The following is a 15,262-nucleotide window of genomic DNA, read 5'->3' as shown; positions in this document are numbered from 1 at the left end:
CCCCCTAGGGGTATGTTCTGCGGCATGGACGAGCACGGTGGGCAGATGGATCACGGCGGGTATGCGGGCCACGCGGAGCACAGTGGACACGGGGAGCATGCGGGGCACGGGCAGCACGGTGGGCATGGGGATCATGCGGCGCAGTTCAAGGACCGGTTCTGGATCAGTCTCGGGCTGGCGGTGCCGGTGGTCTTCTTCAGCGCGATGTTCGCGGATCTGCTGGGGTACACGCGGCCGGACTTCCCCGGTTCGGGGGTGATCGCGCCGGTGCTCGGGACGGTGATCTTCGTGTACGGCGGGCAGCCGTTCCTGACGGGTGGTTGGAGCGAGCTGAAGTCCCGCCGGCCCGGGATGATGCTGCTGATCTCGATGGCGATCACGGTGGCGTTCGTGGCGTCGTGGGTGACGACGCTGAAGCTCGGCGGGTTCGACCTTGACTTCTGGTGGGAGCTCGCGCTGCTGATCGTGATCATGTTGCTCGGCCACTGGCTGGAGATGCGCGCGCTCGGTGCCGCATCCGGTGCGCTCGATGCGCTGGCGGCCTTGCTGCCGGACACGGCCGAGAAGGTGATCGACGGCGAGGTCGTCGAGGTCTCGCTGCATGAGTTGCAGGCGGGCGACGTCGTACTCGTCCGGTCCGGCGGTCGGGTGCCGGCCGACGGGACTGTCGTCGATGGGCAGGCCGAGGTCGACGAGTCGATGATCACCGGGGAGTCGCGGCCGGTGTCGCGAGCCGTCGGCGACGCGGTGGTGGCGGGAACCGTTGCCACCGACAACGCTCTGCGGATCGAGATCACGGCGGTCGGTGACGATACTGCGCTGGCCGGGATCCAGCGGCTGGTGGCCGAGGCGCAGGCGTCGTCGTCGCGTGCGCAGGCGTTGGCTGATCGGGCGGCGGCGTTCTTGTTCTACTTCGCGTCGATCGCCGGGCTGATCACGTTCGTGGTGTGGGCGTTGCTCGGCAAGGTCGACGAGGCGGTGACGCGGACGGTGACCGTACTGGTGATCGCCTGCCCGCATGCACTCGGCCTGGCGATCCCACTGGTGATCGCGATCTCCACCGAGCGCGCGGCGAAGGCCGGCGTACTCGTGAAGGACCGCCTCGCACTCGAACGGATGCGGACGATCGACGCGGTCCTGTTCGACAAGACGGGCACGTTGACCAAGGGCGAGCCGGCCGTCACCGGGGTCGCTACCGTCGCAGCCGTGTCGCACGATGAGCTGCTGAACCTGGCTGCGGCAGTCGAGGCGGACAGCGAACATCCGCTGGCAAAGGCAATCGTCCGCGCACACGCCGATCGGGTGCCAGTCGGCGGACGAATGGTCGCGTCGGAGTTTCGCTCATTGACCGGGCGAGGTGTACAGGCGGTTGTTGACGGTTCGGAGGTTGCCGTCGGGGGACCGGCGTACTTGCGGGAGAGCGGGTTGGAGGAGCCTCGCGAGTTGGACTCGGAGGTTGCGGACTGGAAGGCCAGGGGCGCTGCGGTGCTGCATGTCGTGAGAGACGGGCAGGTGCTCGGGGCTGTCGCGCTTGAGGATGAGGTGCGGGACGAATCCCGGCAGGCGGTGGACGCGTTGCATCGGCGTGGAGTGAAGGTGGCGATGATCACCGGGGACGCGCATCAGGTTGCCGATGCCGTGGCGAAGGAGCTCGGGATCGACGAGGTGTTCGCCGAGGTCCTGCCGCAGGACAAGGACGCCAAGGTCGCCGAATTGCAGGCCCGCGGGCTGAAGGTCGCCATGGTCGGTGACGGGGTCAACGACGCTCCGGCCCTGGCTCGCGCCGAGGTCGGCATCGCGATCGGCGCCGGCACCGACGTCGCCATCGAATCCGCCGGCGTCGTCCTCGCCGCCGACGACCCGCGCGCCGTGCTCTCGGTGATCGAGCTGTCCAAGGCCAGCTACCGCAAGATGTGGCAGAACCTGATCTGGGCGACCGGCTACAACGTCATCACGGTCCCGCTCGCGGCCGGCGTGCTCGCCTTCGCAGGCGTCGTCGTCTCCCCGGCCGTCGGTGCGCTGCTGATGTCGATCTCCACGATCGTCGTGGCTCTGAACGCCCAGCTGCTGCGCCGCCTCAACCTCTCACCGGCCCGCCTCGCCGCGTAGTCCGGTCAGCACGACCGCCACCAGGCGCCGTACCGCAGCCTTCGACGGTACGGCGCCTGCCGCGCCCAGCGCATGCACGCAGTACGTCGCCAGCTCCTTCGGGGGAACGTCGTCACGTACGTCGGTCATCAGGCCGGCGAGAAACTCGACGAGGTGCTCCTGCGCTCGCACGACCTGCTCCGACCGGTGCAGTGAGGCGGCCGGCTCCGACGGCGGATGCTCGTGGCAAATGAACGCATACGCCTCCAGCACCGCCTCGAGTCGCCCGGTGCCGGTCCAGATCTCGGTGAGCTGTCGCAGATGATCGCCGACCTGCCGGTCATGCCATGCCGTCAGGATCGACTCGACATCGGGGAAGTACTTGTAGAGCGTCGCCCGCCCGACCCCGGCCCGCTTCGCGACCTCGGACATCGTGACGCCGGTCAGCCCGCGCTCGGCCACCAGCGCCGCGGTCGCATCGAGTGTCGCCGTCCGCACGGCGTGGCGATGCGTCGCGATGCTGTCGTCCCACAACTTCGGCACGGCCCTCATCCTACCTGGACACGCTGTTAGTATTCGAGACATAGTGTATTGAAAAAGGAGGCATGGGTATGCCGGTCATGGAGGGGTACGCCGACACCGAGCGGGCAGCGCGGTACGTCGAGCGGCTGGGCGGGCATTTCGGGCATCAGCCGGGTGGGATGAAGGTGCTGTCGAAAGCGCCGGGGGAGCTCGTGGTCGACCTCGGCGGCGCGACGTGGACGCTGCGCGCCGTGCAGACGCGGCTGGAGCTGCGGGTCGAGGCGGAGGACCCCGGCGTGCTGCGCCAGTTCAGCGCACGGGTCACCGAACGCATCGAGAAACTCGGCCGCCGGGACAACCTGAAGATCCACTGGCAGTAAGGACAGGAGGTAGTCAGGCCAAGGCGCGCTCGGCCGCTCATCTCGAGGGTGCACGGTCGCCCACTACCTCCTGTCCTCAGCGATCTGTCAGCTCGCCGGCAGTTGGCCGAGAAGCTGCGTCATGGTGGCGATCTCGGTGGTTTGGGCGGTTTGGATCTTCTTGGCGAGGGCGATGGCGGCGGGGTCCTTGCCGGTGGTCTGCTCGGTCGCGGCCATGGCGACCGCGCCCTGGTGATGCTTGATCATCATCTGCGTCCACATCCGGTCGAACATAGCGCCGGACGCTTCGGAGAGGTCGCTCATCTCCTCGGTGCTCATCATGCCGCCCATGGCATGCCCGCTGTGTGTACCTGGCGTCGGGACCGGCTTGCCCCAGGTCGTCAGCCACCCGGACAGCTGCTTGATCTCCGGGCCCTGTGCAGTCTTGATCGCGGTCGCGAGGTTCTTCACCCCCGCGTTCGTTGCCTTGCGCAACGCGAGGTCGGACATCTCCACGGCCTGCTGGTGATGCGGGATCATCTGCAGCGCGAAGGTGGCGTCGGCATCGTTGAACGAGGCGGCTGCGGAGGCGGAGGGCGGCGTACTCGGGCTGTTGTCCGAGCCGCAACCGGTCACGCCGAACACGGCGACGAGAAGCACGGCCGAGGCCGCGGTCGTACGGTAGACGTGCGTCATCACAATCCTTGGGTGTGTGTCGAAACGGGTACGGCGAAACAGGCGCACGTCGGCCTATATCCGCAGTACACCCAACGTCGACGCCTTGACCGGCGGCGGCGAGCGTTCGCCCAGCACCAGGCGCCCAGCCGCGGACGGCACAGACACCGCCCGCCACACGAGCAGGCTCCGCAATCCCAGCAACAACGCCAGCAGCAGCACCAGCCCGGTCAGTACTGCGACACACGCACCATCCATGTCGTGCATCTCCTCGGTCGGCGCGACGTGCGGCAGGCCGGGCTGGGTGTGCTCCATGACCATCGCCGGCTGAGCGGCAGCCATGGCCGCATCGTGATGGGAGGTGAGGCCGTGCATCGCGAAGACCCCGGCAACTACCGTGAGTACGCCGAGTAGACGGAGCAGTCGCGCTCCGCGTTCGTGTGTGCGACCAGGCATCGCGACAAGAGTAGCGAGCTGGGCTGGTTGCACAGCCGGCACCCGCCGAGTGTGCACACTGGACGGTGAGACCGCCCGCCGGGAGTCGTACGTTCGGTGAAATCCCAGGGCTGGAGGTTTCGATGGCCGGTACATCTGTAGGTGCGGACGATTACGCGCTCGCCCGCGTCCCGGAGGACGCGCGGTACTCCTGGTGGTCGGTGGCGACGCAGCGGTTCGGGCAGATCTCGGCGCTGAGTCAGTTCCTGCTCGGCGCGACGCTCGGGTTCGGGATGAGCTTCTGGACCGCGTTCTGGGCGCTCACGCTCGGCGCGGTGATCCTCGAACTCGTCGCGATCCTGATCGGCGTCATCGGCGCCCGCGAGGGCCTGCAGACGTCGGTGATCGCGCGCTGGACCGGGTTCGGCCAGGCCGGCTCGTCGCTGATCGGGCTCGCGATCGGGATCAGCCTGATCGGGTGGTTCGGGATCCAGTCCGCGGTGTCCGCGGCCGGTCTCAGCCAGCTCATCGGCGTACTCCCGACCTGGGGCTGGTCGCTCGTCTTCGGCCTCGCGGTGACGCTCGTCGTACTGCGCGGCTTCCACTCGATGGCCTGGGTCGCGTACGTGACGGTCCCGGCGTTCCTGGTCCTGGTCGGCTGGTCGATCATCAGCGAGCTCTCCGACCACAGCTTCGGCTCGCTGGTGAACGCCGCGCCGCCCGGTCCGCATCTGAGCCTGCTGGAGGGTACGACGCTCGTCGCGGGCGGATTCATCGTCGGTGCGGTGATCACGCCGGACATGACCCGCTTCAACCGCAGCGTCGGCGACGTCGTCAAGCAGACCGTCCTCGGCATCACGCTCGGCGAGTACGTGATCGGCCTGGTCGGCGTCCTGCTCGCCCACGCGGTCGGTTCGGCGAACGTGATCACGATCGTCACCTCCTCGGTCGGCTGGGTCGGAACGCTCGTGATCATCCTCGGCACGATCAAGATCAACGACTGGAACCTGTACAGCTCAGGCCTCGGCATCGTGAACTTCATCGGCACCGTCTTCGGCCGGCACGTCAACCGGGCCGTGGTCACGCTGGTCGTCGGCGTCCTCGGCAGCGTCCTCGCGGCCGGCGGGATCCTGGACAAGTTCACCGAGTTCCTGACCGTGCTCGGCGTCGCGTTCCCGCCGATCGCCGGGATCATGGTCGCGGAGTACTTCGTGGTGAAGCGCTGGCGACCCGACCTGGACGCGACCCGAGCAGCGGGCACGCTGCCCGCGACCGCGCCGACCTGGGTACCGGCCACGATCGTGATCTGGATCGGCGCCGCCCTGATCGGCAAGTACGTCGGCTGGGGACTGCCCAGCATCAACTCACTCGTCGTCGGCTTCCTGGCGTACGTCGTGGCGGGCAGGCTCGGCCTGATCCGCGGCGTCGGGATCAGCCGGACCATGGACAGCGAGCCGACCGAGATCAGCACCGTCGTAGAACCTGGGAGGATCTGAATGCGTATCGGCATCGATGTCGGTGGCACCAACACCGACGCCGTGCTGCTCGACGGGACCGGTGGCGATGTCAGCGTGCTGGCCGCGAACAAATCGGCGACCAGCGCGGACGTCACGGCAGGCATCATCGACACCCTCGACCGGCTGCAGGCGGAGCGATCCTTCGACCCGGCGCAGGTCCAGGCCGTGATGATCGGCACCACGCACTTCATCAACGCGCTGGTCGAGGCAAGGCGGCTGGCCCCGACCGCGGCGCTCCGCCTCGGGCTGCCCGCCACCGCGTCGCTGCCGCCGCTGGTCGACTGGCCCGAGCGGCTGGTCGAGGCGATCAGCGGGCGCAGCTACCTGGCGCACGGCGGGCACGAGTTCGACGGCCGGCACATCGCCGAGCTGGACGAGGACGAGCTGCGCCGGCATGCGGGCGACATGATGAAGCACGGCGTCCGGTCGGTCGCGATCTCGTCGGTGTTCTCGCCGGTGAGCAACGAGTTCGAACTGCGCGCGGCGGAGATCCTGCGCTCCGAGCTCGGTGACGACGTGGCGATCTCGCTGTCGCACGAGATCGGCCGGATCGGCCTGCTGGAGCGGGAGAACGCGACGATCATCAACGCCGCGCTCCGCGAGCTGGCCGCGAGCATCGTCGACGGACTCTCCGGTGCGGTCGCCGGCCACGGCATCTCCGCGCCGCTGTATCTGAGCCAGAACGACGGCACCTTGATGGACGTCGACTTCGCCCGCCGGTACCCGGTCGCCACGTTCGCGTCGGGTCCGACGAACTCGATGCGCGGTGCGGCGCTGCTGTCCGGCCTCGACACCTGCGCGGTCGTCGACGTCGGCGGTACGACGAGCGATGTCGGCGTACTCACGCACGGTTTCCCGCGCGAGGCAACCACCGAGGTCGACGTGGCCGGGGTGCGGACCAACTTCCGGATGCCCGACGTGCTCAGCATCGGGATCGGTGGTGGCAGCTTGGTAGCCTCGGGCAACGATGTGGTGACGGTCGGGCCGCGGTCGGTGGGATACCGCTTGACCGACGAGGCTCTGGTCTTCGGGGGCAAGACGCTCACGGCAACAGACATTGCGGTCGCCGCCGGCCGGGCTGAGGTCGGCGACGCTGCGGCGGTCTCCGAGCTGGATCCGACGCTGGTGAAGGCGGCTCTGGCTCGGGTGGCGGCGGACATCGCGGACGCGGTGGAGCGGATGCGTACGTCGCCCGACCCGCTGCCGGTGGTGGCGGTCGGCGGCGGATCGATCCTGCTGCCGGACGATCTGCCTGGCAGCCTCGCGGTCCATCGGCCGGATCACTTCGCGGTCGCGAACGCGATCGGGGCGGCGATCGCGCAGGTCGGCGGCGAGGTCGACCGGGTGTATGCGATCGATCCCGGCCGCCGGGACGCGGTGGTGGACGAGGCGCGCCAGGAGGCGGTCGACCGTGCGATCGCGGCCGGCGCCGACCCTGCGGCCGTGCGGATCGTGGACTTCGACGAGGTGCCGATCCCGTACCTGCCCGGTAACGCGACCCGCATCCGCTGCAAGGCAGTCGGCGACCTCCGCCTCGGGGAGGCCTCATGACGCACGCCGGCATGCCGCCATACCAAACGGTTTGGTATGGCTTCGGTGGCCTGGGATACGGGGTGGAGTGGTCGCGATGAAGCTTCGTGCTGAGGACCTGGGGTCCCTGGCCCGCGGTGCCGCCGTGCTGGGCACCGGGGGCGGAGGCGATCCGCACATCGGGAAGCTGCTCGCGCAGCAGGCGGTGCGTGAGCACGGGCCGGTGGAGATCGTTGCCGTCGGCGACCTTCCGGACGATGCCTGTGTGTTGCCGGTGGCAATGATGGGCGCGCCGACGGTGATGGTGGAGAAGCTGCCGTCCGCGGACCAGATCTCGGTCGCGGTGCAGACCCTGGCGAAGTACGTCGGGAAGACGCCGACGCACCTCGCCTGTATCGAGGCCGGCGGGGTCAACTCGACCGTCCCGGTGATCGCCGCCGCGCAGCTCGGGCTGCCGCTGGTCGACGGCGACGGTATGGGCCGCGCGTTCCCCGAGCTGCAGATGGTGCTGCCGACGCTAGCGGGGATCGAGGCGACCCCGATGTCGATCGTCGACGAGAAGGGCAACCGCGGCGTCTTCGACACGGTCACCAACGAGTGGGCCGAACGACTGGCCCGTTCGGCGACCATCGACATGGGCTGCTCGGCGATCGTCTCGCTGTACGCGATGACCGGCGCCGAGATCCGCGGCGCGTTCGTGGCCGGGACGCTGAGCAAGTGCGTCACGATCGGCCGGGCGATCGAGCAGGCCCAGCGCGAGCACGCCGACCCGGTCGCGGCGGTGGTCGCCGAGCTCGGCGGACGGCTCCTGCACGTCGGCAAGGTCGTCGACGTCCAACGCCGTACGACGACCGGCTTCGCCCGCGGTGACGCGACCGTCGACGGGCTGGACGCGTCGCACGGTCGCGTGATGGTGCTGCGCTTCCAGAACGAGCATCTGGTCGCGGAGTTGGAAGGTACGGCGGTCGCCACCACGCCGGACCTGATCATCGTGCTCGACACCGAGACCGGCGAGCCGATCACCACCGAGGCGCTGCGGTACGGCCACCGCGTCAGCGTGCTCGCCGCGCCTGCCGACGAACGCTGGCACTCCCCGGAAGGCATCGAGCTGGTCGGCCCGCGGTACTTCGGCTACGACCTCGACCCGATCCGCGCGCTGGAGACCGTATGACCGAGCGGAGCGAGGGAATCAAAAAGCACAGTGTGATTCGTGCCTCATGTCCGCCCGGAGCGAAGCGAGGACGGACATGAGCTGGCAACTTGATATCGAGCACCTGAGGGATCTCGCGCGGGGTGCGGCGATCCTCGGGACCGGTGGTGGCGGGGATCCGCTGATCGGGCGGCTGCTGGTCGAGCAGGCGATCCGGGAACACGGGCCGGTGACGGTCCTGGACCCGGACGAGCTGGACGACGACGCGTTCGTCATCCCGACCGCGCAGATGGGCGCGCCGACCGTGATCGTCGAGAAGATCCCGCGCGGCAGCGAGCCGGTCGGCGCCCTGCGCGCGCTCGAGAGGCACCTCGGCCGGACCGCCGACGCCACCATGCCGATCGAGTGCGGCGGCATCAACTCGATGATCCCGCTGCTCGTTGCCGCCCGCACCGGTCTGCCGGTGGTCGATGCCGACGGCATGGGCCGGGCGTTTCCCGAACTGCAGATGGAGACGTTCTCGGTGTACGGCGTACCGGGGTCGCCGATGGCGATCGCCGGCGAGCACGACGAGACCCTGGTGATCGACACCGGTACGGACAACAAGCAGATGGAGTGGCTTGCACGCGGGATCACGATCCGGCTCGGCGGGGTCGCGCACATCGCGGAGTACTCGATGACGGGCGCGGAGGTGAAGCGCACCGCCGTACCGCGGACGCTGTCGCTCGGACTGTCGCTCGGTCGGGCGGTCCGGGAGGCGCGGGCGGCGCACCGGGATCCGGTCGAGGCGATCCGGGCCGCGCTCGCGCCGACGCTCTACAGCCACCTGCGGGTGCTGTTCCGCGGCAAGGTGGTCGACGTGGAACGCCGTACGCTCGAGGGCTTCGCGCGCGGGCGGGCGCGGTTCACGGGGTACGACGGGACGTCGGAGCTCGAGCTGCGCTTCCAGAACGAGAACCTGGTCGCGGAGGTCGACGGCGAGGTGGTGTGCACGGTGCCGGACCTGATTTGCGTACTGGAGGCGGACACCGCGGAGCCGATCACTACAGAGGGACTGCGGTACGGCCAGCGGGTCACCGTGGTCGGCATCTCGACGCCTGACCTGATGCGGACGCCGGAGGCACTCGCTGTCTTCGGACCCGCCTGTTTCGGGCTCGACGTGGAGTTCGACCCGGTCGAGCTGCGCGGCGACCTCGTCACTACGCCCTGACCCTCGGCCCGCCGTGCTGACCCCTCCGCGGCGGGCCGAGATTCCAAGCCACCCGTGCAAGGATCGGCCTATGACGACTGTCGTCAAGGCGCAGGACCTGGAAGCGCTGGTTGTCGGCGTCACCCTGCTGGGCTCGGGTGGCGGCGGCGACACGGGGTCGTTCGGGCGCATGCTGCGCCGGCGGCTGGGTGACGGCGAGCTGGTACTGCGCGACGCCGCCGACGTGCCAGATGCGCTGGTGAGTCCCATCGGCGTGGTCGGGGCGACCAGTGTGCTGATGGAGAAGCTGCCCAGCGGTGGTGAGTTCGACACCGCGGTACGCGCGGTCAGCCGGTGGACCGGCGCGGACGTCACCGGGCTGATGCCGCTGGAGGCCGGCGGGCTCAACGGGCTGACCCCGCTGATCGCTGCGCTGGATCTGGGCCTTCCGGTGGTCGACGCCGACCTGATGGGCCGAGCGCTGCCGCGGCTGGACCAGTTCTCGTGGGCGGTGGCGGGCCGTTCACTGACGCCCTGTGCACTCAGTGAGCCGAGCGGTCAGGTGATTGTCGTCGACAACGTCGACGCGGCCGGACTGGAGCGTGCGGTGCGGAGCTTTGTCGCGCACACCGGTGGCTGGGCGGTGCTGGCGCTGGCGCCCACTCCGGTCGAAGCTGCGGCGGCGGACGCCGTACAGGGGAGTTTGACGCGGGCTCTGGCGCTCGGCCGAGCCCATGCTGCTTTGAAGCCTTGGGCTACGCCAGCTGACATCGCTGACGGTCTGGGCGGCCGGCTGCTCGCCAGCGGGCGGGTGGAGCAGGTTGCCCGGCACCTGATCGCTGACGGCGGCGCTGCGTTTGGTCGCGGCAGCGTCTGCGTGGTGGATTCCAGCAGCCGGGCAGTGATCCGGATCGAGACCGAGAACGAGTACCTTCTCGCGCTGGTCGACGGCACCCCGGCGGTCACCACACCAGACCTGCTGTGTCTGCTGGACCGCCGCACCCTGCAACCGATCGCTGTAGATGCCATCCGCACCGGCGACGAGGTACTGGTACTCGCATTGCCCGGACCGACCTGGTGGCGCCGGCCCGACCGCCTCACCCACGTCGGCCCTCAAGCCTTCGGCCTCGCGTGCGCACCCCAGCTGCTGGAGGCATCATGACTGCAGGGCGGCCGGGACTGTCTCCATCGCTGGCGGCCATGCTCACTTCGCCCGGCTGGTCGGATGTCGTGGTGCTGGGTGGCGGTGCGGATCCTGGGCCCCGGCTGACGGGGTCTGTGGTGGCGCTGGAGGTGTCTGTGCATCCCGAGGCGATGGATGGGCAGGTGCTCGTCGTGCTGCTGGCGGGTGATCACACCGACTGGCGGATCGATGCCCTGATCAGCCGGGCATCGGCGGCCGGAGCGGGGGCGGTGTTGCTGGCCGGTGTCGAGCCACTGGGACGTGGGGCTCAGCTGCTAGCAGAGCGGTTGCAGCTGCCGGTGCTGGGATCCCCGGATCCGCTGGCGGCACATGAGCACCTGCGACGGGTCACGGCCGAGCCGGAGGTCGTGCGGACGGACCTGGTGCTCCGAGCAGTCGCAGCGCTGCGCCGGGCTAACGGTGACCTGACGTCAGTACTGCGAACCACGTCGAACGTCCTGGAACGACCCGTCACGTTGGCAGGTGTCGACGGCGGCACACTCGCCGGTGAACCGCTGGACCCCGCCGAGCGGACTGCTTTGGTCGCTGCGTTGCCTCGGGTGCCGGTGGGGTGGGCTGCGCCGTACCGGGTAGACCTGGCGAGTGGTGCGGTGCTGATAGCTGTTGCAGTGCTGGGTGTTGGGCCAGTGTGCTGGTTGGTGGCGCGTTTGCCTGCTGTGGTGCCGGCCGAGGTTGCCGCCGTACCTGAGGTCCTGGGTGTGGTTGCACCGGCGGTGGGGGAGCGATTGGCGTTGCGGCGGTTGGAGTTGGAGCGGGATGCGCGCCAACGTACGTCGCTTCTCGGTGAACTGCTCCAGGGCGAGCCGTCGGAGGCAACGCGTCGACGTGCGGTGGATCTGGGCTGGCAGCTCGACGGGTGGCACACCGGCATCCGGATCGGCGCGGACGGACATCTGGATGTCGCAGGTCGGCGTACCGATGTGGTGGAGGCGTTCGACGCCGAGGGTCTGCAGGCGGTCGTCGTGGAGCAGGGTGATGGGTGGTCGGCGTGGATCACCGCGGTGAGCGAGCCGACCGCGACCGAGGTGCAGGAGCAGGCTGCGACGATCCGGCGGGTGCAGCGTCGTTTGGTGAAGACCGTTGACGCGTACGTCGGTGTCGGCCGCGTGCAGGCTGGTCCGAGCGGGATCGCCACCACGCTGGCCGAAGCCGGTGATGCGGCCGGGCTGGCGCGCGGACGTGCGGAGACTGGTCGCTTCCTGCACGTTGACCGGCTGGGGCTCGCTCAGCTGCTGCTGGCCTGGACCCGCACCGACACCTTCCAGCCCGCTGCCCAAGCTCTCCTGGCCCCCATCAAGGACCAGCCCGGCGATCTGGTCACCACACTGGCCGTTTACCTCGACACAGAGTCATCCGTCGCCGAAACCGCAGCAGTACTAGGCATCCACCGCAACACCGCAGCCGCCCGCATCACCAAGATCCAGCACCTACTAGGCGTAGACCTCACCAACCCAGACGAACGCCTAGCCCTCCACCTGGCCTCCCGCACGACCCCTACGGAGTAGGTGCGTCCTCGCGGAGGAGGCCGGCTGACTTCAGGTCTGACCATAGGGCGGTCGGGACTTCAGCGCGGGTGAGGGCTGCGTTGGTGTGGACTTCTTCGGGGGTGCGGCAGCCGACGGCGATGCCGGCGACTGCGGGGTGTGCCAGCGGGAAGGCGAGGGCCGCGGCGGGCAGCGTGGTGCCGTGGGACTCGCAGAGGTCGGCGAGCTTGTTGGCCTTGTCGAGGAGGGACTGCGCGGCAGGCTCGTAGTTGAAGGTTGCCCCGGCCACCGGGCGCGGTTGTGACAGCAGGCCTGAGTTGAAGATGCCAACGGCAACTACCTGTACGTCGTGCTCCAGGCAGGCGGGCAGTACGTCGTCCAGCCCGTCCGGGTCGATCAACGTATACCGACCGGCCAGCATGATCACGTCGATGTCGATCTCCTGCACGAACCGGGTCAGCATCGCCGACTGGTTCATCCCGGAGCCGATCGCGCCGATCACGCCCTGCTCGCGGAGCTCGATCAGCGTCGGGAACGCGGTCGCGACCGCCTCCTCGTAGTGATCGTCCGGGTCGTGCACGAACACGACGTCGAGCCGGTCGGTGCCGATCCGCTGCAGCGAGTCCTCGATGCTCCGCAGGACGCCGTCCCGGCTGAAGTCCCACCGCCGGCGCCGGGTGGTGTCGACCGCGAACCCCTCGTCGTCGGTTGCCGCCTCGTCGGCGTGGTAGATGATCCGCCCGACCTTGCTCGACAGCACGTACGCGTCGCGCGGCTTGTCCCGCAGCCCGGCCCCGAGCCGCTCCTCGGCCAGTCCGAGGCCGTAGTGCGGCGCGGTGTCGAAGTACCGCCAGCCCTCGTCCCACGCCGCGTTCACGGTGGCGATGGCTTCGACGTCGCTGACCTCGCCGAGCAGGTTGCCCAGCGGCGCACCGCCGAGCCCGACGCGCTGGTCGTCCGGGAAGAGCTTCATCAGCGCACCGCCGGCAGCCGCAGGTTCTGCATGCCGCCGTCGACGGCCAGCGCCGTACCCGTGGTCGAACCCGACAGCGGGCTGGCCAGGTAGGCGATCGCGTTCGCGACCTCGTCCGCCGACACCAACCGGCCCATCGGCTGCCGGGCCTCGAGTGCGGCCCGCTCGGCCTCCGGGTCGGAAGCGACGTCGAGCAGCCGGCCGACCCACGGAGTGTCCGCCGTACCCGGGTTCACGCAGTTCACGCGGATGCCTTCGCGGACGTGGTCCGCGGCCATCGCCATCGTCAGCGCGAGGACGGCGCCCTTGCTCGCGGAGTACAGCGCGCGGTTCGGCAGGCCGGCGGTGGCGGCGACCGAGCAGGTGTTGACGATCGCGGCCGCCTCCGACTTGCGCAGGTGCGGCAGCGCCGCCCGGGTCACCCGGGCGATCCCGACGACGTTCACGTCGAACACCCGGTGCCACTCGTCGTCGTCGTTCGCGGCGACTGTGCCCTGCGCGCCGATCCCGGCGTTGTTCACCACGATGTCGATCCCGCCGAGCTGCAGCGCCGCGGCGGCGACCGCGTCCCGGATCGAGCCGTCGTCGGTGACATCCGCGGCGATCCCGGTCAGCGGCGCGTCGACCTCGGGCTTCAGATCGAACACGACCACCTGGGCGCCGCGGGCCGCGAGCAGCTTGGCCGCCGCCAGGCCGATGCCCGAAGCACCGCCGGTCACCACGGCCCGAAGGCCGGCGAAGTCCGTCACTTCTTCTCCTCTGTCAGGTCTGTCCAGATCTTGCCACCCGGGAACCGGAAGTCGGTCAGCGTCTCAGCGTCCATCTCGGCGCCGAACCCGGGCCGTACCGGTGCCACGTAGTGCCCGTCCCGGATCACCACCGGGTCCAGGAAGTGCTCGTGCAGGTGGTCGACGTACTCGATCACCCGGTCCTGCATCGATCCGCTCACCGCGACGTAGTCGAACATCGACAGGTGCTGGACCAGCTCACACAGTCCTACCCCACCGGCGTGCGGACACACCGGTACCCCGAACTTCGCCGCGAGCAGCAGGTTCGCGATGTTCTCGTTCACGCCGGCGACGCGGGCCGAGTCGAGCTGCAGCACCGAGAGTGACCCGGCCTGCAGCAGCTGCTTGAAGATCACCCGGTTCTGCACGTGCTCACCGGTCGCGACCTTGATCGGCGCGATCGCCCGCGCGATCGTCGCGTGCCCGAGGATGTCGTCCGGGCTGGTCGGCTCCTCGACCCAGTACACGTCGTACGGCGCCAGCGCCTCGACCCAGCGGATCGCCTCCGCGACGTCCCAGCGCTGGTTGGCGTCGACCGCGATCCGGATCTCCGGCCCGACCGCCTCGCGGGCCAGCTGCATCCGGCGGATGTCGTCGTCGAGGTTCGCGCCGACCTTGAGCTTGATCTGGGTGAACCCGTCGGCGACCGCCTCGTGACACAGCCGGACCAGCTTCGCGTCGTCGTACCCGAGCCAGCCGGGGGTCGTCGTGTACGCCGGGTAGCCGCGCTCCCGCAGTACCGCCTCCCGCTCCGCGCGCCCGGGCTTCGCCTGCCGGAGGATCTCCAGCGCCTCGTCCGGCGTCAGCGCGTCGGTCAGGTAGCGGAAGTCGACCAGGTCGACGATCTGCTCCGGGGTCAGGTCGGACAGCAGCTTCCACAGCGGTACGCCGGCGCGCTTGGCGGCCAGGTCCCAGACCGCGTTGACGACCGCGCCGATCGCCATGTGCATGACGCCCTTCTCGGGGCCGAGCCAGCGCAGCTGCGAGTCGTGCACGAGCGACTTCCAGAACCCGCCGAGATCGCTCAGCGTCGCGTCCAGGTCGAGCCCGAGGACGTGGTCGCGGAGCGCCTCGATCGCCGCGGTCTCGACGTCGTTGCCCCGGCCGATCGTGAACGCGAAGCCGTGACCCTCCAGCCCGTCCCCGGCGTCGGTCCGCAGGATCACGTACGCCGCGGAGTAGTCGGGGTCGGTGTTCATCGCGTCGGAGCCGTCCAGGTCCAGCGACGTGGGGAAGCGGACGTCGTACGTCTCGAACTCGGTGAATCGTGGCATCGGGGACCCGATCTGCAGCGGTGGGCGGGACTGTCGAGGGGAATCCTATAGGATATGTGGCCATCGCGGCACCT

Annotated in this window: 14 protein-coding genes; 8 read left to right on the top strand and 6 right to left on the bottom strand. The window is 69.4% G+C overall.

Translation table 11 applies throughout. From position 1 onward, the window contains the following. Window positions 1-24: 24 nt before the first annotated feature. On the top strand, window positions 25-2,109 hold the full coding sequence (locus tag AB0J62_RS00565) for a heavy metal translocating P-type ATPase (protein ID WP_363862378.1): 2,085 nt from the start codon (window positions 25-27) through the stop codon (window positions 2,107-2,109). On the opposite strand, the gene AB0J62_RS00560 is transcribed toward AB0J62_RS00565, so the two are convergent. After that, the gene (locus tag AB0J62_RS00560) at window positions 2,086-2,631 is read right to left on the bottom strand and encodes a TetR/AcrR family transcriptional regulator (protein WP_363862375.1); all 546 of its coding nucleotides are present in this window, start codon (window positions 2,629-2,631) and stop codon (window positions 2,086-2,088) included. The genes AB0J62_RS00565 and AB0J62_RS00560 overlap by 24 nt on opposite strands. Before the next feature lie 68 nt (window positions 2,632-2,699). On the opposite strand from AB0J62_RS00560, the gene AB0J62_RS00555 reads away from it, so the two are divergent. Beyond that, on the top strand, window positions 2,700-2,990 hold the full coding sequence (locus tag AB0J62_RS00555; RefSeq protein WP_363862372.1) for a DUF2218 domain-containing protein: 291 nt from the start codon (window positions 2,700-2,702) through the stop codon (window positions 2,988-2,990). 87 nt (window positions 2,991-3,077) lie between these two features. Here AB0J62_RS00555 and AB0J62_RS00550 read toward each other — a convergent pair whose 3' ends face one another. Together AB0J62_RS00550 and AB0J62_RS00545 are read right to left on the bottom strand one after the other, a co-directional pair. Next, a complete protein-coding gene (locus AB0J62_RS00550) occupies window positions 3,078-3,665 on the bottom strand; it encodes a DUF305 domain-containing protein (RefSeq protein ID WP_363862369.1) in 588 nt (195 codons plus the stop codon). Window positions 3,666-3,719: 54 nt separating this feature from the next. Next, window positions 3,720-4,100, bottom strand: a complete 381-nt coding sequence (locus AB0J62_RS00545; RefSeq protein ID WP_363862366.1) for a DUF6153 family protein — start codon at window positions 4,098-4,100, stop codon at window positions 3,720-3,722. Between the two features lie 122 nt (window positions 4,101-4,222). Here AB0J62_RS00545 and AB0J62_RS00540 point away from each other — a divergent pair, with 122 nt between their 5' ends. The 6 genes from AB0J62_RS00540 (at window position 4,223) to AB0J62_RS00515 (ending at window position 12,174) form a co-directional block, all read left to right on the top strand. Further along, window positions 4,223-5,575, top strand: a complete 1,353-nt coding sequence (locus tag AB0J62_RS00540; protein WP_363862363.1) for a cytosine permease — start codon at window positions 4,223-4,225, stop codon at window positions 5,573-5,575. Beyond that, a complete protein-coding gene (locus AB0J62_RS00535; RefSeq protein ID WP_363862360.1) occupies window positions 5,576-7,147 on the top strand; it encodes a hydantoinase/oxoprolinase family protein in 1,572 nt (523 codons plus the stop codon). Window positions 7,148-7,223: 76 nt separating this feature from the next. Further along, window positions 7,224-8,297 (top strand): DUF917 domain-containing protein, encoded by a 1,074-nt coding sequence (locus tag AB0J62_RS00530; RefSeq protein ID WP_363862357.1) that lies wholly within the window; start codon window positions 7,224-7,226, stop codon window positions 8,295-8,297. A gap of 76 nt (window positions 8,298-8,373) precedes the next feature. Continuing rightward, on the top strand, window positions 8,374-9,486 hold the full coding sequence (locus AB0J62_RS00525) for a DUF917 domain-containing protein (RefSeq protein ID WP_363862354.1): 1,113 nt from the start codon (window positions 8,374-8,376) through the stop codon (window positions 9,484-9,486). A 70-nt stretch (window positions 9,487-9,556) separates the two neighbouring features. After that, a complete protein-coding gene (locus AB0J62_RS00520; RefSeq protein WP_363862351.1) occupies window positions 9,557-10,627 on the top strand; it encodes a DUF917 domain-containing protein in 1,071 nt (356 codons plus the stop codon). Next, window positions 10,624-12,174 carry a helix-turn-helix domain-containing protein gene (locus AB0J62_RS00515; RefSeq protein WP_363862348.1) on the top strand — a complete coding sequence of 517 codons (1,551 nt, stop codon included), beginning with the start codon at window positions 10,624-10,626 and terminating at the stop codon, window positions 12,172-12,174. The genes AB0J62_RS00520 and AB0J62_RS00515 overlap by 4 nt, the downstream gene beginning before the upstream one ends. On the opposite strand, the gene AB0J62_RS00510 is transcribed toward AB0J62_RS00515, so the two are convergent. From AB0J62_RS00510 to AB0J62_RS00500, 3 genes are read right to left on the bottom strand one after another with little or no spacing between them, the layout of a single operon-like run. Then, window positions 12,164-13,126 carry an aldo/keto reductase gene (locus AB0J62_RS00510; protein ID WP_363862345.1) on the bottom strand — a complete coding sequence of 321 codons (963 nt, stop codon included), beginning with the start codon at window positions 13,124-13,126 and terminating at the stop codon, window positions 12,164-12,166. The two genes, AB0J62_RS00515 and AB0J62_RS00510, sit on opposite strands and share 11 nt — an antisense overlap. Continuing rightward, a complete protein-coding gene (locus tag AB0J62_RS00505) occupies window positions 13,126-13,875 on the bottom strand; it encodes an SDR family oxidoreductase (RefSeq protein ID WP_363862342.1) in 750 nt (249 codons plus the stop codon). Before AB0J62_RS00505 ends, AB0J62_RS00510 begins: the two co-directional genes overlap by 1 nt. Next, window positions 13,872-15,188 (bottom strand): L-fuconate dehydratase, encoded by a 1,317-nt coding sequence (locus tag AB0J62_RS00500; RefSeq protein ID WP_363862339.1) that lies wholly within the window; start codon window positions 15,186-15,188, stop codon window positions 13,872-13,874. Before AB0J62_RS00500 ends, AB0J62_RS00505 begins: the two co-directional genes overlap by 4 nt. Window positions 15,189-15,262: the final 74 nt, after the last annotated feature.

The sequence above is a fragment of the Kribbella sp. NPDC049584 genome (assembly GCF_040675555.1).
In the GTDB taxonomy this organism is placed as follows: Bacteria; Actinomycetota; Actinomycetes; order Propionibacteriales; family Kribbellaceae; genus Kribbella.
The sequence above is the reverse complement of the archived record's forward strand: the minus strand, read 5'-3'. Positions and strand labels throughout refer to the sequence as shown.

What these genes read in the sequence shown, in the direction of transcription:
- AB0J62_RS00535 (WP_363862360.1), top strand. Translation starts at nt 5,576, where the DNA reads ATGCGTATCGGCATCGATGTCGGTGGCACCAACACCGACGCCGTGCTG.
- AB0J62_RS00520 (WP_363862351.1), top strand. Translation starts at nt 9,557, where the DNA reads ATGACGACTGTCGTCAAGGCGCAGGACCTGGAAGCGCTGGTTGTCGGC.
- AB0J62_RS00540 (WP_363862363.1), top strand. Translation starts at nt 4,223, where the DNA reads ATGGCCGGTACATCTGTAGGTGCGGACGATTACGCGCTCGCCCGCGTC.
- AB0J62_RS00555 (WP_363862372.1), top strand. Translation starts at nt 2,700, where the DNA reads ATGCCGGTCATGGAGGGGTACGCCGACACCGAGCGGGCAGCGCGGTAC.
- AB0J62_RS00545 (WP_363862366.1), bottom strand. Translation starts at nt 4,100, where the DNA reads ATGCCTGGTCGCACACACGAACGCGGAGCGCGACTGCTCCGTCTACTC.
- AB0J62_RS00565 (WP_363862378.1), top strand. Translation starts at nt 25, where the DNA reads ATGGACGAGCACGGTGGGCAGATGGATCACGGCGGGTATGCGGGCCAC.
- AB0J62_RS00530 (WP_363862357.1), top strand. Translation starts at nt 7,224, where the DNA reads ATGAAGCTTCGTGCTGAGGACCTGGGGTCCCTGGCCCGCGGTGCCGCC.
- AB0J62_RS00510 (WP_363862345.1), bottom strand. Translation starts at nt 13,126, where the DNA reads ATGAAGCTCTTCCCGGACGACCAGCGCGTCGGGCTCGGCGGTGCGCCG.
- AB0J62_RS00500 (WP_363862339.1), bottom strand. Translation starts at nt 15,188, where the DNA reads ATGCCACGATTCACCGAGTTCGAGACGTACGACGTCCGCTTCCCCACG.
- AB0J62_RS00515 (WP_363862348.1), top strand. Translation starts at nt 10,624, where the DNA reads ATGACTGCAGGGCGGCCGGGACTGTCTCCATCGCTGGCGGCCATGCTC.
- AB0J62_RS00525 (WP_363862354.1), top strand. Translation starts at nt 8,374, where the DNA reads ATGAGCTGGCAACTTGATATCGAGCACCTGAGGGATCTCGCGCGGGGT.
- AB0J62_RS00550 (WP_363862369.1), bottom strand. Translation starts at nt 3,665, where the DNA reads ATGACGCACGTCTACCGTACGACCGCGGCCTCGGCCGTGCTTCTCGTC.